Origin of the sequence: Rothia sp. HMSC065G12 (assembly GCF_001811455.1) — a bacterium.
In the GTDB taxonomy this organism is placed as follows: Bacteria; Actinomycetota; Actinomycetes; order Actinomycetales; family Micrococcaceae; genus Rothia; species Rothia dentocariosa.
Genome location: NZ_KV804813.1, coordinates 226,888 through 243,250, shown reverse-complemented (window position 1 = coordinate 243,250; position 16,363 = coordinate 226,888). Strand labels below are relative to the sequence as shown.

Here is a 16,363-nt window from a genome sequence, read left to right as displayed (position 1 = left end):
GCGCAATAATGCCGTGCTGTATGCCACGCTACGTTAGTATGAAAAGTATGAGCATTCACCACGAAATTCCGGAGATTTACCGCGTCAAGCGAGCGCTGACCGACGTCGATCACATCGCCAACGAATTCTACGAAGCGGTTCTAGATTTAGATCCCGTCATTGCAACGGAGCAGGGGCGCACGGGTGTCGCGACTCAGTTTCGCGACTATTCCCCCGCCGGGGAGGAAGCCTATATCCAGTTAGTGCGCGCGACCCTCAAGAAACTTGATCAGGTCATTCCCATAGACGATGTTGATCTTGTGACTCTTGATGCCATGCAGGAGCGTCTGGGGCTTAGTCTTGAGAGCCACCGTGCCGGGCTAGGCGGCTGGCAGTTAAACAACATTGTTTCGGTTCCTCAAGAGATTCGCGGCGGGTTCGATCTGATGGCGCGAAATACCGAGCAGGATTGGGCTAATATTGCCGGGCGTCTGTTCAACGTTCCGCAGGCGATCACCGGGTTCGTTCAGACTCTGCATACGGCTCGGGTTGCTGGTCATGTCTCGCCGCGTCGGCAGATAGAGATTGTTATCGAGCAGATCGCCGCGTATATCGCCGAGGGCGGTTTTTTCGATGAGCTTGCCGCCGAGATTACTCAGGCGGTACCGGATCTTGCCGAGCAGGCGCGGCGGGGTGCTAAAGCGGCAAAAGATGGGTACGCTACGCTCAGGACGTATTTGTACGAGGTGCTGCTCCCGGCAGCTCCCCAGCAGGATGCGGTCGGCCGCAAACTCTATGCCCTGCACTCTCGGGCATCCTTGGGGGCTTCTGTCGATCTTGATGAAACCTATGCCTGGGGTGTGCAGGAGCTTGACCGTATTATCGCTCAGCAGCGGCAGGTTGCAGAGGAGATCGAGCCCGGAGCATCGATTGAACGCGCAAAAGAGATCCTGGATGCCGACCCGTCACGCACTCTGCACGGAACCGATGCGCTCCGCGAGTGGATGCAGTCGCTCTCGGACCGCGCGGTGCATGAGCTCGCGGGTACCCAGTTTGATCTTGACGGCCCAATGCTGCGTCTGGAATGCCGCATCGCCCCTACCCATGAGGGCGGTATCTATTACACCGGCCCCTCCCCCGATTTTTCGCGCCCTGGGCGCATGTGGTGGTCTGTTCCTAAGGGCGACGATACATTTGGCACGTGGCGCGAGACTTCGACGGTGTACCACGAGGGCGTTCCGGGGCATCATCTGCAGACGGCTATTGCGCTGGTCATGAGTGAGAGCATGAATAAATGGCGTTCGCAGCTGATCTGGGTTTCCGGGCATGGTGAAGGCTGGGCGCTCTACGCTGAGCGTCTGATGGAAGAATTCGGGTTCTTGACCGATCCTGGAGACCGTATGGGCATGTTGGATGGTCAGCGGATGCGCGCCGCCCGCGTGGTTTTCGACATTGGCGTGCACTGTGAGCTTCCGATCCCCGATGCTTGGGCTGAACCGCTGGGGGTTGAACCAGGTACTTTGTGGACTCCTGAGTTGGGGTACGAGTTCTTGAAACTCAATCTAGAGGGTACCGAGAGCGTTATCCGTTTTGAGTTCTTGCGGTATCTAGGGTGGCCCGGGCAGGCGCCCAGCTATAAGGTGGGTGAACGTTTGTGGCTTCAACTTCGAGACGATGCGCTTCGTGATGGGTTGTCTTTACGTGAGTTCCACACGAAGGCTCTTATGCTCGGTTCAGTAGGGCTCGATACGCTACGACGCGCCCTCACCGATGAGGTCATGCCCCATAGCGATGATGAGGATGACGACGACGACGATTAAACCCCTGCGCTTTACCGCGGAATAAAGCTAAACCCTAGAGAGCTGGCGCTAAAACCCGTATATTTTGCTGCGTATCGTACATAAACCTATGAATATACAGCAAAGTGTACGGGTTTTAGTGTGGTTAAACGCGGTACACCGGCTACGGAATAAGGTTCGGTTTGACCTGTACGAGATGCGGGGCGAAACGACATTCGTAGTCGGTGATAGGCCTGTCCGATTCGCGAATGCCCATACCGACCGCCTCGCCATTGACCATCCAGATGCCCAGCATCGGCAGGTTAGTGCGGTTAATAATCCCCGAGTACACCGGCGGGGCAACAAAATCCTGATACACAAATTCGCTTTCAGGTACGTTGATAAAGTGGTCATCGTCCTCATCACGCACAAAGACATCGTAATCGGGAGCATTGATCTCAATGCCATCGCCTTCGCGACCAAATATCGGTTTACGTACCCAGTTCTTCAGACCGCCTCGCATTCCTACATGTGTTTCTAAGAGGTTGGGATGGTTGGGGTATAAATCCCATAGAGCGGCGAGCAAAATCTTATTCGACAGGAACATCTTCCATGCGGGTTCAATCCAACGGTTCATCATATCGTGGTAGGCGAAGAGCAGCTTATCGTAACCGCTTTCGCTATCGGTCACCATATCTTCCCAGGGATAAAGCTTGAAAAGGTTCTCGATGCGTTCTCCCTCAGGGTCTTTCCAGATTTTTAGGGTCTCATCGAAAATAACCTCGTCGATACGGATAAGCTTCGTGGTCAGTCCCGCACGATTGGCGGCATGGGCTATAAGCCAGAGGTTGTTATAGTCTTCATCGTTAACATCGATTTCTTCGGTTACACTCGCTAAGTGCAGTCGTGGTGAACGGCCGTGAGAGAGATCATGCGCAAACATTTGCCGCCAGCGTTCGGTAAAAGCCTCACCAATTTCACCCCAGTGTACGTAACCGCGGGTGTCGAGGCGTTGATCGCTCGCCCATGTCTTTTGGCTGATAGTGGCCTCAACGATGCCGGTTGGGGTATCGGCGTTGTATTCCAGGAGTTTGAGACGATCGCCGGGCACCCCGGAGTAGATGAAATCGAAGCGACCGTAGAAATCCGGTTCGTGGCGGTTCCACGATTCTTTAGCCATGTTAAAGGCGGCTTCGGGAAGACCGAGCGTTCCGTAGGCACCAGATGCCATACGCTCAATGGCGTGCAGGCACATTTGATGAACCTCACGCGCCTGATCCCGCAGATTAGTCATTTCTACGGGTGTAAAAACATAGGCCGCATACTCATTCCAGTAATGCTGCAGATCGTGTGGACCATCAACGCTATAGGTCAGGCCTTCATCAATAATGGTTTGTTCCCAGCCGGGGCGTCCCACCGGAAATTCTTCGCGTTTCATATTATCTTTCGTGATAAGACACCGCCGCTGAGTACGATGTGCAGTATAGGAACTTGTAGAGAATTCTCATCTGCGAGGCGTATAGAGCAACCGGCGCAGATATAGGTACGTCAGCCGGGTGTTTGTATCCCTTGAGAAAATACGCGGAGCGGGCTATCCGCCGGAGGTACCGCCTCCGGACTTCGAGCCTCCACCGAAGCCGCCTTTACTCCCGGAGCCGCCACCTTTATTATTCGAGCTGCTTCCACCCTTACCGCCCGAGTTATTCCCCGTCAGTCCCGTTCCCTTAGAGGTCGTGGTCTTGCCGCCGCTGCGCGATTCCGTCACCTTGCCCGAGGAATAGGTGGAAGTCTTTTTAGCACTCTTATAGGAGGATTCAAATCCGCCGCCGCTGCGGGAAAGACCGCTGTATACCGTTCCCGAATTGGGGCGTGTGGTGCTGCCGCCGCTCAGGGATGAACCTACGGCGGGAATGGAGGTAGTACCGGCGCTGCGGCGCCCTAGGTAGTACCACAGGAACGCATTGGTTGTACCGGAATGGTGTGTCGTGCCCGAATTACCGGAATTCTGAGTTCCGGAATGAGAATCGCCCGAAGAGCCAGAGCTGGAATCCGAAGAAGTATTCCCGGCCTCTTTCTCTGCCCTCTCACATTGCTCATCCTCAACGCGCAGCCCGGTGTTGGAGTCTTGACAAACCTGAGCGTATTCTTCACCGTCCGCGCTAAAGGCTTCCTCGCTCTGGTGCAAAGAGTTATAGGCGAATATGCCGCCGCCTGCCAAAAGGGCACCGGCGCCGAACACTGCGAGCGCTTTCTTACCGGTACCGCGTGCAGGAGGAGACTTGAGGTCTTGACTGTCCTGTACGTTCTCCGGATGCTCTACGTCTGCGGCATCTGCGGTTTGATGTTCGGCCCCGCTCACGGGTCATTTCTCCTTCACACTATCCTGTCTCGGTGATAACAGGCTCTTTTCAGGATACCAAGCACGCCTCGCACAAAGGCTTTTCTGAGCCGATAAAAATTAGCAATAATACGTGCCTCGGGTCTTTTTCGGTGGCGCTTGCACGGTCACGCTATGTCATACAGTCATAGTTCGTCACACTAATTACCGCTGTTCTCTCTTACGGGTCTACAGTAACGCCATGCCTACTACACATGAAACACCGCAAAAATCTAGATTTCCCAGCTGGGCTACTTCTTTCGGACATCAAATTATAGCTTCCCTTATTCTGGGCATCGCGCTCGGGTACGTTGCACTCGCCCTCGGCGGCGATGCAAAAAATAACCCCAACTGGCTCATGGCCACGCTAGACGCTGTCGGCACGTCCTATGTGACTCTCCTTAAGGCCGCGGTAATCCCGCTGGTGTTTACCGCCGTCGTTGCCTCAATCTCGAATCTCTCGCAGGTGACGAATGCGGCGCGTTTAGCGGTTAAGACTCTTATCTGGTTTGCTATTACAGCATTTTTTGCGGTCTCCATCGGTATCGTACTGGGGCTGCTCGTTCAGCCTGGTGTGGGTGCCGAGGTAAGCGCCTCGGGCAGCACCAGCACCCGGGGATCATGGACAGCATTTCTGACCGGGATTATCCCCTCCAATTTCTTAGGGCTTGAGGTCATCACGAAAACCACCGACTCCGGTATAACTTCTTCGGTTTCCTTTAACGTGCTCCAAATGCTCGTGATTTCGGGGGCTATCGGTATTGCGGCTCTGAAGGTGGGCGATGCGGCTAAGCCCTTTATCGATATCGTCAAGAGCGCGCTCGCCATTATTCAGAAGGTGCTGTGGTGGATTATTCGCCTCGCTCCGCTGGGCACGATCGGGCTGATCGGGCATGCCGTCTATGCCTACGGCTGGACATCCATGGGCTCGCTGGTGAAGTTCATTGCGGCACTGTATGCGGGTCTGCTCCTCGTGTTCCTGGTGGTGTATCCCCTGATCGTGAAGCTCAACGGGCTCTCTGTGAAACAGTACTTCTCGGGCGTATGGCCCGCAGTGCAGCTTGGTTTCGTATCGCGGTCTTCGATGGGCACTATGCCCATGACTGAGGCCGTTACCGAACGTAATCTCGGCGTGCCGCGTGCATACGCATCCTTTGCAGTGCCGCTGGGTTCTACGACCAAAATGGATGGATGCGCCTCCGTCTACCCCGCGCTGGCAGCTATTTTTGTGGCGCAATTCTACGGAGTGCACCTGGATATTTCGCAGTATCTGCTGATTATTCTGGTGTCGGTGTTGGGTTCTGCCGCTACGGCAGGTACAACGGGCGCTATCGTGATGCTCACTCTGACCCTTTCGACTGTGGGCCTTCCTCTTGATGGAGTGGGTCTTCTATTGGCGATTGACCCGATTATTGATATGGGACGTACCGCTTTGAACGTTGCCGGGCAAGCTTTGGTTCCCACGATTGTCTCTAAGCGCGAGGGTATCCTCAGCGCCGAGATCTACAATGCACCGCGCAGCGCTAACGGGTTTGTGCCGCAGGATCTTGTGGAAGCCGCCCAGTCCGAGCTGATTCGTGGCGAGGATACCTCGCCTAGTTCTGCCAAGGTTACCGCTGCGTCCTAGGCGGTTCTTGGCTACGGCATAGGGTATGCAGCGCATCGGTATGGTACGGAGACTATTCTCTCGTATGAAGACCAATCTTGATACTCGTTCTAAAATAAAGATATGACTTCCCAATCTTCTGTTCCATCCGGTGCGTCGCATTCGGCATCAGGCCCCGCACCGCGCCTGATTCTGGCTTCCGCATCACCCGCGCGTAAAAAGCTCCTTGAAGACTCCGGCATTATGTTTGATATTCATGTCTCTGATGTCGATGAGGATGCGGCACTAGCCAGTGCTGCCCAGCGCGCCCGCGAAGAAGGCCGCACTGACCTAACCCCGGCGGAGGTCTCCGGTATTCTTGCGGAGGCAAAGGCACGCGCGGTTGCTGATTCTCTCGCCGCCCAGGGTATAGTAAACGCCTTTGTACTCGGATGCGATTCGGTCTTTGAGTTTGAATCGGTCGCCTACGGCAAACCGCATACCCCTGAGAAAGCACGCGAGCGCATCACTGCGATGAGTGGTCGAAGCGGGGTGCTCCACACCGGACATTGCCTCATAGATTTACGGGATGGGATCGGTGAGACCAAAGATAAACAGCTTCCCGCCGTTCAGCAGGTACGCAGCGCTACCGTAAACTTTGCGCCGATGAGCGCCGCAGAGGTTGATGCTTATGTTGCCACGGGTGAGCCACTTCATGTAGCGGGTTCCTTTACCCTCGACGGATATGGTGCTGCCTTTATTCAGGGCATCTGCGGGGAATCACATACGGTGATTGGGCTGTCGGTGAATGCACTCAAGGAAATGCTCTCACGATATGGGATATCGATAAGCTTTTTCTGGAAGTCCTCATCAGACTAACGAGCGCTAAGCCAAACCCGGTATAAGCCTCCTCACTTTTCTTATATTTTTCGCGTCATTCGGCGCTATATATTCGCCATTCTCAGCTTTTCTCGCTATGCTTTCGGCAGGATAAAAAGGAGAGCCTCAGTGACTCACAACCCGGCAAAAGCCATCAAAAACTTTACAGCTGTTCCCGGACACCATACCGGTCCGGTCAGTAAAATTCTTATTGCTAACCGCGGCGAGATCGCGGTACGTATTATTCGCGCGGCCCGTGACGAAGGTTTAGAGACCGTCGCCGTTTATGCAGAACCGGATCGCGATGCCCAGCACGTTAAACTCGCAGACGAGGCTTACGCTCTAGGAGGGGCGACCGCGCCCCAGTCATATCTGGTGATGGACAAGCTCATTGAGGTAGCTATTCGTTCCGGCGCGGATGCGGTGCATCCCGGCTACGGTTTCCTTTCAGAAAACGCCGAATTCGCCCAAAAAGTCATTGATGCCGGGTTAACCTGGATTGGTCCCTCCCCCGAATCTATTACCCAGTTGGGCGATAAAGTTGCCGCGCGCCATATCGCCCAGAAAGTGGGTGCCCCCTTGGTACCTGGGACCAAGGACCCCGTAGAGTCTGCCGATGAAGTGCTCGCCTTTGCCGACGAGCATGGTTTGCCCATCGCGATCAAGGCAGCGTTCGGTGGCGGCGGTCGCGGCATCAAGGTTGTGCGCAACCGCAGCGATATTATCGAGCTCTACGAATCCGCCGTACGGGAAGCGGTCGCAGCCTACGGCCGCGGAGAATGTTTTATTGAGCGCTTCCTAGATTCCCCGCGCCATATCGAAACCCAGTGCCTGGCCGATGCTCACGGCAATGTGCAAGTCGTTTCGACCCGTGATTGTTCTCTTCAACGCCGTAACCAAAAGCTCGTAGAGGAAGCCCCCGCCCCATACCTTACGGAAGAACAAAGCGACCGGCTCTATGAAGCATCCCGTAAGATTCTGCAGGAAGCCGGATACCAGGGTGCGGGTACCTGCGAGTTCCTGCTTGCCCCGGACGGAGCGATTTCCTTCCTAGAGGTGAACACCCGCTTACAGGTTGAGCACCCGGTTTCTGAGGAAGTATCGGGTATTGACCTGGTGCGTGAACAATTCCGCATTGCCCGCGGCGAGAAAATCGATCCGCAGAGTCCCCAGCTGCGGGGTCATTCCTTCGAGTTCCGCATCAACGGCGAAGATGCAGGGCGTTCCTTCATGCCAGCACCGGGTACCATCGAAAAACTTCGTGTTCCTTCCGGCCCCGGTGTGCGCTGGGATTCCGGCTTCGTAGAAGGCGATACTATCAGCGGCAACTTCGACTCAATGCTGGCCAAGCTCATCGTGACTGGTGCTACCCGCGAGCAGGCGATCGAACGCGCTCGCCGAGCCCTAGACGAGCTCACACTCGACGGCCTTCCGACGGTGGTTCCCTTCCATCGCGCAGTTCTGGACGAACCCGATTTCGCCCCTGCAACAGGATCAGACTTCAAGGTTCACACCCGGTGGATCGAAACCGATTACAAGAACACCATTTCGCCCTACTCCGGCGCTCCTGGCAGCGTGGATGATGACGATGCCGAACGTCAAACCGTGGTCGTTGAGGTTAATGGTAAGCGTCTTGAGGTTGTTCTGCCTGAACTGGGCGGTACTCCTGCCAAGAGCAGTTCAAAGCCCGCATCGAAAACCCGTAAGTCCCGTGCTCGCGGTGGTTCAAATGCGGTCAGCGGCGACGATCTGACAAGCCCCATGCAGGGTACGATCGTGAAGGTCTCCGTTGCCGATGGAGACACAGTCGCCGAAGGCGATCTGATCCTGGTGTTAGAGGCTATGAAGATGGAACAGCCTATCAACGCGCATAAGGCCGGTAAGATTTCCGGGCTGTCCTTGAAGGCGGGCGATACTGTCACCGCAGGTGCCGTTCTAGCCACCATCAAATAGCCTTCTGACGGGACTCTATACCCTATAACCGCCGGATGCGTTCTCTCATACGCATCCGGCGGTTTGTTTCGTGTGTTCCTGATTTTTCATCCTCGAACACTGAAATACAGCTGAATGGTCCAGATGATGAATACAGGATGTTGGCACCGCATCGCGAGGCGTAGAATATAAAAGTTGAGAATCTACACTCACCGCATCGAGCGTAGTCGCTACTATCCCTTTTCAGGAGCTGTTCACGATGAGCACACACGCGCCCGACGTTTCCGCCGGGCACAGCACGCAGGTTAAGAATACAACCCCCAAGAGCAGAGTTATTATCGCCTCTCTGGTGGGCACCACCATCGAATTCTACGATTTCTATATTTACGCCACCGCAGCTGTGGCGGTTTTCCCGGTTCTGTTCTTCGCGTCCAAAGACCCTACCACTGAGCTGTTAGCTTCCTTCGCATCCTTCGGCGTTGCTTTTATCGCCCGCCCGCTGGGTTCTATCGTTTTCGGTCACTTCGGCGATAAGATCGGTCGTAAGGCTACACTCGTAGGCGCTCTGCTCACTATGGGGTTAGCAACCTTCCTCATCGGTTTATTGCCCACCTACCATCAGATTGGTCTGTGGGCACCGGCAATGCTAACCATTATGCGTTTCTGCCAGGGTCTAGGCCTGGGTGGCGAATGGTCGGGTGCGGCTCTGCTCGCCAGCGAATATGCCGAAGAAGGCAAGCGCGCACGTTCCGCTATGTGGCCCCAGCTGGGCGCGCCCATTGGCTTCGTTTTTGCTAACGGATTCATGCTGCTCCTAACCAGCTGGATTACCTTCAACTCCGCCACAGACGGTAAGAACCTCGATCACCCCTTCCTGATTTGGGGCTGGCGTGTTCCGTTCTTGCTCTCCATCCTCATGGTTGCCGTGGGTCTGTATGTGCGTTTCAAGCTCGAAGAAACCCCTGTCTTTGCCAAAGCTGTCAAGAACGATGAGAAGGTCAAGACCCCGTTGGTTGAGGCGTTCAAAGTTGCCTGGTGGCCCATGATTCAGGGTACCTTTATCATGGTGGCATGCTACGTGCTGTTCTACCTGATGACTGCATGGATTCTTTCCTACGGTATTGGAAAGGTTAATGCGGGTGGTTTGGGCATCCCCTACCACAAGTTCTTGGAGATTCAGCTCATCTCTATCATTGGTTTTGCGCTCTTTATTCCCGTCTCGGGATGGTTAGCCGACAAATACGGTCGCCGCAAACAACAGCTGTGGACCACTATCGCTATGGCTGTCTTCGGCGGTAGTTTCACCCTATTTATTGCACCCTCCGTCGTGGGTACCGGAGCACAGGCCAATACCACCGCAGTTACCATCTTCATGTTCATCGGAATGTGCCTGATGGGGCTTTCTTTCGGCTCCATGAGCGCCTACCTGCCCGAGCTGTACCCCACCAATGTGCGGTACACCGCCAGCGGTATCGCCTACAATATGGCATCTATTTTGGGGGCCGCTTTGACCCCGTTCGTGGCGGTATGGCTGAATACGAAGTTTGGTGTTGGGGCCGTCGGATACTACCTAGCAGGTGCATCCTTGCTGAGTGTTCTCTTCATCTTGCTCACGCATGAAACCCGCGACGTCGATATGAACGCGGTCAGCACTAAATAACCTGAATCCTGTATGCATTTGAGGGGCGTGACTCATATAGAGTCACGCCCCTCAAACCTATATCAAGAGCTATGCAAAAATCTAAACACGGGTGTGAAGCTGCCGCGATGCCGTAGAAATCGCCTCGGACAGAGACGGGTATACAGCAAAGGTAGCGGCCAAATCATCCACCGTCAGCTTCTTCTCGATAGCCAGCGCAATAGGATAGATAAGTTCGGATGCACGCGGACCGACCACAACCCCGCCAATCACAGTACCGGAGTGCTTACGGGCAAAAATCTTCACAAAGCCGTCTTGGAACGCCATCATTTTGGCGCGCGGATTCGTAGTCAACGGAAGCATGACAGCCTCGCCTCGGTAAACCCCGGCGGCAAGGTCTTTCTCACTAATACCCACGGTCGCAATCTCCGGGGTGGTGAAAATATTCGCTGCCACTCGATCGGTGCGAAGCGGATGCACCGTATCACCCAAAAGATGCGCCATCGCTATGCGCCCCTGCATAGCGGCTACGGAAGCCAACGGGTACACACCCGTGCAGTCTCCAGCAGCGTAAATATGCGGTACTGACGTACGTGAAACAGCATCAACAACCACATATCCCGACTCGTTGGTCTCTACACCAGCGACCTCAAGACCCAGTCCTTCAGTGTTGGGAATAGAACCAATTGCGACCAAGCAATGCGTGCCGGAAACCTTGCGTCCATCGGAGAGAGTCACCACCACACCGTCGTCGGTGCGTTCCACGGCGCTCGCACGCGACCGCGGCATTACCCGAACACCACGGCGCTCAAAGACGTCTTCCAGCACACGCGCGGCGTCTTCATCTTCGCCCGGAAGCACACGATCTCGCGAAGAAATTAGGGTCACCTGGGAGCCAAGCCCGTTATAGGCAGAGGCGAATTCGGCACCGGTAACACCCGAACCGATTACGATGAGTTCGCGAGGTACCTCACGCAGATTATAGAGCTGCGTCCAGGTGAGAATCCGTTCCCCATCAGGCTGCCCGGTCGCCATCTCACGTGGGTGCGTCCCGACCGACAGCAGAATAAAGTCTGCATGCAGGTCATATTCCAGCCCGGTATTATCGGTAACCGCGACGGTGTGTGGACCGGTAAGCTTACCGGTGCCGCTGATAATTTTGACCCCGGCAGAGGCAAGGGCCCGTTTGATATCGGCAGATTGTTGATGCGCTAGATCCAAAACACGGCTATTCACCCGGTTCATATCTACTTGCAACTGCGGCGCGTCGCCCTTGGTATTTTCGATCCCCAATCGCCCGGCGTCAGAGAAACGAGTCATCATATCTGCGGTAGCGATAAGCGTTTTCGAAGGTACCACATCGGTTAGGACTGCGGAGCCGCCTAGAGCATTACGTTCGATGATTGTTACATCAGCATTCGATGATGCTGCCACAAGCGCGGCCTCATAGCCGCCGGGCCCAGCGCCTAGTATCACGATTCGTTGGGATGCATAGTTCACTGTTGAAGTCACACTTTCATTGTGTGCTATCACACTGAAATACTCAACCGAAACCGCCGTCGTCTCTAGGATATTAAATGCCGATTTTTGGTGCCGAGTAGGTACCGTGATGCCTGCAGGAGCGACAGAGTCGTCGAGAACGCTACGGATACATCTTGATGCCTACGAGAGTCTTATATTTGCCGGGTAACGTCATGAACCATATTTTGAAGTTGCGCTGCGTCATAAGTGTGCATTCGTGCGGGTAAAAACACTATACTTGAGAAAGGATTTCTCGGTTTACAAATGTTTATAGGGCACTGAAACCGGGGTGAAGCACACACATCATCGACCCAATGCAGGTCGCTACAGATGAAGGAAAATTATGGCTAAAACGACGAAACCTCCCGCCTACTCCGGGCAGGGCAGGCATCTTGAGAACGCAGTGTTGTTCATCGGCTGCTTCGTATTTTTGCTTCTATCCCTCTACTTGCTGGGCACCTACCCCGAAGGCGGTCCGGTTCTGTATGCCGGTTCCCTCGTTGCGTTTGGAATTTTCTTTGGTGTTGTGTTCCATCTGCTGCCCTCGAAGACAACCCGTAAGATTACGGATCAGAATAAGGTACAAAAGTAACTGAAGTACCCCATTTTATAGTTTTTCTTATCTGCCGGACGGTATCACAGTCTATAAGAAATGTGACACCGTCCGGCAATCTGTTGCTCCCACGCTATTCCTTGCTGCCAAACCTTACCGGTCCGCTCGTGCCAAATTCTCCGCTGCGAACCTTAGCTCGATGGGCTGTATAAAACAAGAGGGCAGGTGTACCGCAAGCAACCGCGATCAGCAGGTACGCCACTACAACGAAGTACACCGTTAACCCGTATGTGCCGAAAAAGACCCAAGCAATCGTGCCTAAGGTGACAATGCCTAGCGCCGCCCATCCCACGATACTCAGCAGAAGTCGCACCCAGCCTTTCGGGGTGCGCGGGGTAGGTGCCGATGGCATCATGACTCCTCCAATGCTTTCGGGTCTGCCGAGTAGATAGAGTTAATGAACTTCGAGCACCATTCCAACATAGGACCGTCAATAAGGTCCACGCCACCGACCGGCAGAGTCTTAGGACGCGGAACCAGCGTCAGCCACGTGCTCAGACCCTTCGGCTGGGTGTGGGTTGAGCCAGGATACACACGTTTGAGGCGCATCTGCCGTGATTCCGGCAGCGGCTCACCGCTGACCACGCGCAGTTTCGGCCCCAGCGCAGTAATCTCATGGATGCCTGCTTCCCGTGCTTCGCGGCGCAGCACCGCCACCTGAAGCAGATTCTCTACGGGTTCGGGCAAGGCACCGTAACGGTCATGAAGCTCTTCGCGTGCCTCCGCGATCTTCTGATCGGTGTCTGCGGAGGCTATCTGGCGGTATGCCTGCAGGCGTAGACGTTCCGCATCAATATAATCATGCGGAATATGGGCATTAACGGGAAGATCAACCTTAACCTCGACTTCGGTATTCTCCTGTTCGCCGCGGAAATTTGCCACGGCTTCTCCCACGAGACGCAGATACAGATCAAAGCCGACACCTGCGATATGCCCGGACTGTTCGCCGCCGAGCAGGTTACCGGCGCCGCGAATTTCAAGGTCTTTCATCGCCAGCTGCAGTCCGGCACCCAGCTCGTTATGGGTTGCTACTGCTTTGAGGCGTTCATGCGCAACTTCACCCAGGCTCTTATCCGTCGGGTACAGGAAGTAGGCATAAGCCCGTTCACGCCCGCGACCCACACGCCCGCGCAGCTGGTGCAGCTGACTCAGTCCATAATTCTGGGCGTTATCAACAATCAGGGTATTGGCATTTGAAATATCCAATCCAGTTTCCACGATGGTTGTACACACCAGAACATCGAAGCGTCGCTCCCAGAAGTCCACGATAATCTGCTCAAGCCGAGATTCACTCATGCGCCCGTGTGCCGTGGCGATGCGTGCCTCCGGCACGAGCTTACCGATTTCGGCGGCAACAGTATCAATATTCGCCACCCTGTTATGGACGAAGAATACCTGCCCTTCCCGCATAAGTTCGCGTCGAATAGCGGCAGTAATCTGGGCATCAGTACGCGGCCCCACAAAAGTGAGCACGGGATGCCGCTCTTCCGGTGCGGTCGCCAACGTTGAGGTTTCCCGAATACCGGTGAGCGACATTTCGAGCGTGCGCGGAATCGGGGTGGCGCTCATGGCAAGCACATCCACATTAGTGCGCATCTGCTTGAGCTTTTCCTTATGCTCCACACCAAAGCGCTGTTCCTCATCAATAACGACGAGTCCAAGATCCTTGAACTTCACGTTTTCCGAGAGGATGCGGTGGGTACCAATCACCACATCTATACTCCCGGAGGCAATATCCTCCACGATAGCGCGGGTTTCTTTAGCTTTTTGGAAGCGCGATAGCACCTTAATTTTGATGGGGAACCCCGAGAAACGCTCGGTAAAAGTCTCAAAATGCTGCTGCGCCAGCAGGGTTGTGGGTACAAGTATGGCAACCTGTTTACCATCCTGCACGGCTTTGAAGGCAGCCCGAATAGCGACCTCCGTTTTACCGAAGCCAACATCCCCGGAGATCAGGCGATCCATGGGGATTTCCTTCTCCATATCCGCCTTAACCTCGTGAATAGCGGTGAGCTGGTCGGGAGTCTCATTATAAGGAAAAGATTCCTCAAGTTCCCGTTGCCAGGGAGTATCTTCTGAGAATGCATGACCGCGCGAAGCTTGCCGCGCCGAGTAGAGTTTAACCAAGTCAGCAGCTATCTCTTTGACTGCTTTACGTGCGCGGCTCTTTGTCTTAGCCCAGTCGCTCCCGCCCATTTTAGAGAGGGTCGGGGTTTCGCTTCCCACATAGTGCGAAATGAGATCCAGCTGGTCGGAGGGTACAAAGAGGCGATCAGGGGCTCCCCCGCGTTTTGAAGGCGCATACTCGATCACCAGGTATTCTTTCAAAGGGGTTTCCCCATGTTTTGAAGACACTCCAGCGACTGGGCGCGAAGCCATTTCAATGAATTTACCGATACCGTGGCGTTCGTGCACCACATAATCGCCAGGGGTTAACGCCAGGGGATCGACGGCGTTACGTCGTTTACGGGGTTTGAGTTTTTTGCCGCTCGCGCCACGTGGCGCGTAGGTGCCGCGCCTGCCCAAAATTTCACCTTCAGTCAAAACAGCAAAGCGTGCCTCAGGAATTAAAAATCCGGCAGAGGCTGGGGTCTCACAAACTTCGACGACTCCGGGCTGTAGAGCGCCTTCCGTTCCCCCGTCGAGGGTTTCCCGACGTATGGCCGGAATTGGGTCTTCTCCTGAGATACTCTCGCGGAAAAGTTCGATGAGGCGGTCGGTGGATCCTCGCCCATTGGTAAGCGCCAGTACCGTCCAGCCGTCACGAACCAGCGAACCAACCTCGTGAAGCATTTGTTCTACCGAGCCGGTGAAGGATGCTGGAGCCTGTGCCGCGACCGTCATAGTTGGGATGTCGTCGTCGGGAGCATTGTTGAGAAGATCTACACTATCGACAAGCTCGGTGATTTCCCACCAGGATAGGTTACGGTCCAAAGATTCCTGCTGGGTCGCGGCAATCGTGTGGAACCCGCTGTCGCTGACCCGAAGCTGTCCCAAGTCTATAGGCGCACGCGAGCCCGCATCAGCGGAAGCATCCCAAGCGGCCGCTAAAAACTCCTCATTGGTTGCCACAAGGTCTTCGGCACGGGCACGCACCCGCTCAGGTTCCAGAGAAATAATGAGTGATTCTTCGGGGAGCAGAGACACGAGAGTCTGCATTTTATCGACAAGAAGCGGGGTTAGAGATTCCATGCCTTCGACATAGATACCTCCCGCAATCTTCTCAAGCATGCTTGATGCCGCCGGATAGTCCGTTTTGAGTCGGGCAGCACGTCCCATAACTTCCGGGGTAATAAGAAGCTCACGGCATGGGAGTAAAGTAACGTGCGTTGGGTGGTCTGCTTCTTGCCCTAGAGTGCGCTGGTCTGCCGTTGAGAAGTAACGTATTTCGTCAAGTTCGTCGCCGAAGAATTCCAAGCGAACCGGATGCTGTGCGGTAGGTGCAAAGACGTCGATAATACCGCCTCGAACCGCATATTCACCACGCTTTGCTACGAGATCTACACGCGAGTATGCGGCATCTGTTAGACCTTTAATGACGTCTTTGAAAGAGTATTCTTCACCGCGTACTAGGCTTACCGGTTCCAGGTTCTCAATACCAGCCACGAGAGGCTGAATGACCGCACGTACCGGAGCTATAACAACCTGTGGAGTCGGAGTTTCAAGATGAGTTATAGAGCGCAGAACATTCAGACGTTTTCCCACGGTATCGCTGCGTGGCGAAAGCCGTTCATGCGGCAGAGTTTCCCACGCGGGAAAGCTCTCGATATGGTGATCGGGCAAATATGAGTGCAGGGCATGCGCGGTATCCTCAGCCTGTCGCTCGGTTGGTGTAATAATGAGCGTCAGCGGAGTTTTTCCGGTTCTGGACTGGCGCCGTACTGCAACGGCAAGATCAGCTATAAGGGGTGCCTGTACACCGGCAACGGCGCCAATCAGGGTTTGGACAGGACGTTCCGCAGCGGGAACATCGCAGGCTTCAAGAATATGACGGTAGGAGGGCTGTTCTGTCAGAAGACGGCTCAGTCCAGTTAGTTTCACGGATACTCCTTCTACCGGA

11 protein-coding genes are annotated in these 16,363 nt (G+C 54.8%); 6 read left to right on the top strand and 5 right to left on the bottom strand.

Translation table 11 applies throughout. The annotated features are described in order from the left end of the window. Positions 1–47 precede the first annotated feature (47 nt). Positions 48–1,799 (top strand): DUF885 domain-containing protein, encoded by a 1,752-nt coding sequence (locus HMPREF2804_RS04050; RefSeq protein ID WP_048755132.1) that lies wholly within the window; start codon positions 48–50, stop codon positions 1,797–1,799. A 142-nt stretch (positions 1,800–1,941) separates the two neighbouring features. Here the strand turns inward: HMPREF2804_RS04050 and HMPREF2804_RS04045 are convergent, their stop codons facing one another. Beyond that, the gene (locus HMPREF2804_RS04045; RefSeq protein ID WP_070449181.1) at positions 1,942–3,195 is read right to left on the bottom strand and encodes a glutathionylspermidine synthase family protein; all 1,254 of its coding nucleotides are present in this window, start codon (positions 3,193–3,195) and stop codon (positions 1,942–1,944) included. Between the two features lie 153 nt (positions 3,196–3,348). Further along, positions 3,349–4,116 (bottom strand): hypothetical protein, encoded by a 768-nt coding sequence (locus tag HMPREF2804_RS04040; RefSeq protein WP_048755134.1) that lies wholly within the window; start codon positions 4,114–4,116, stop codon positions 3,349–3,351. A gap of 220 nt (positions 4,117–4,336) precedes the next feature. Between HMPREF2804_RS04040 and HMPREF2804_RS04035 the strand changes: the two genes are divergently transcribed. From HMPREF2804_RS04035 to HMPREF2804_RS04020, 4 genes are all read left to right on the top strand, one after another. Next, the gene (locus HMPREF2804_RS04035) at positions 4,337–5,761 is read left to right on the top strand and encodes a dicarboxylate/amino acid:cation symporter (RefSeq protein ID WP_070449183.1); all 1,425 of its coding nucleotides are present in this window, start codon (positions 4,337–4,339) and stop codon (positions 5,759–5,761) included. Between the two features lie 102 nt (positions 5,762–5,863). Further along, positions 5,864–6,598 (top strand): Maf family protein, encoded by a 735-nt coding sequence (locus HMPREF2804_RS04030; protein ID WP_070449185.1) that lies wholly within the window; start codon positions 5,864–5,866, stop codon positions 6,596–6,598. A 129-nt stretch (positions 6,599–6,727) separates the two neighbouring features. Continuing rightward, positions 6,728–8,551: an acetyl/propionyl/methylcrotonyl-CoA carboxylase subunit alpha gene (locus tag HMPREF2804_RS04025; RefSeq protein ID WP_070449187.1), complete on the top strand. Its 1,824-nt coding sequence runs from the start codon at positions 6,728–6,730 to the stop codon at positions 8,549–8,551. Between the two features lie 238 nt (positions 8,552–8,789). Further along, a complete protein-coding gene (locus HMPREF2804_RS04020; protein ID WP_070449188.1) occupies positions 8,790–10,190 on the top strand; it encodes an MFS transporter in 1,401 nt (466 codons plus the stop codon). Positions 10,191–10,271: 81 nt separating this feature from the next. Here the strand turns inward: HMPREF2804_RS04020 and HMPREF2804_RS04015 are convergent, their stop codons facing one another. Continuing rightward, positions 10,272–11,681 (bottom strand): NAD(P)H-quinone dehydrogenase, encoded by a 1,410-nt coding sequence (locus HMPREF2804_RS04015; RefSeq protein ID WP_070449190.1) that lies wholly within the window; start codon positions 11,679–11,681, stop codon positions 10,272–10,274. A 352-nt stretch (positions 11,682–12,033) separates the two neighbouring features. On the opposite strand from HMPREF2804_RS04015, the gene HMPREF2804_RS04010 reads away from it, so the two are divergent. Continuing rightward, entirely contained in the window at positions 12,034–12,282 is a 249-nt protein-coding gene (locus tag HMPREF2804_RS04010) for a hypothetical protein (RefSeq protein WP_013398676.1), read from the top strand. A 94-nt stretch (positions 12,283–12,376) separates the two neighbouring features. Here HMPREF2804_RS04010 and HMPREF2804_RS04005 read toward each other — a convergent pair whose 3' ends face one another. Further along, entirely contained in the window at positions 12,377–12,655 is a 279-nt protein-coding gene (locus tag HMPREF2804_RS04005; protein WP_246824132.1) for an amino acid transporter, read from the bottom strand. After that, entirely contained in the window at positions 12,655–16,344 is a 3,690-nt protein-coding gene (mfd, locus tag HMPREF2804_RS04000) for a transcription-repair coupling factor (RefSeq protein WP_083297339.1), read from the bottom strand. The genes HMPREF2804_RS04005 and mfd overlap by 1 nt, the downstream gene beginning before the upstream one ends. Positions 16,345–16,363 lie beyond the last annotated feature (19 nt).

Excerpts from the sequence above, each read along its gene's own strand:
- HMPREF2804_RS04050 (WP_048755132.1), top strand. The coding sequence starts at position 48 with ATGAGCATTCACCACGAAATTCCGGAGATTTACCGCGTCAAGCGAGCG.
- HMPREF2804_RS04045 (WP_070449181.1), bottom strand. The coding sequence starts at position 3,195 with ATGAAACGCGAAGAATTTCCGGTGGGACGCCCCGGCTGGGAACAAACC.
- HMPREF2804_RS04035 (WP_070449183.1), top strand. The coding sequence starts at position 4,337 with ATGCCTACTACACATGAAACACCGCAAAAATCTAGATTTCCCAGCTGG.
- HMPREF2804_RS04030 (WP_070449185.1), top strand. The coding sequence starts at position 5,864 with ATGACTTCCCAATCTTCTGTTCCATCCGGTGCGTCGCATTCGGCATCA.
- HMPREF2804_RS04020 (WP_070449188.1), top strand. The coding sequence starts at position 8,790 with ATGAGCACACACGCGCCCGACGTTTCCGCCGGGCACAGCACGCAGGTT.
- HMPREF2804_RS04010 (WP_013398676.1), top strand. The coding sequence starts at position 12,034 with ATGGCTAAAACGACGAAACCTCCCGCCTACTCCGGGCAGGGCAGGCAT.
- HMPREF2804_RS04005 (WP_246824132.1), bottom strand. The coding sequence starts at position 12,655 with ATGCCATCGGCACCTACCCCGCGCACCCCGAAAGGCTGGGTGCGACTT.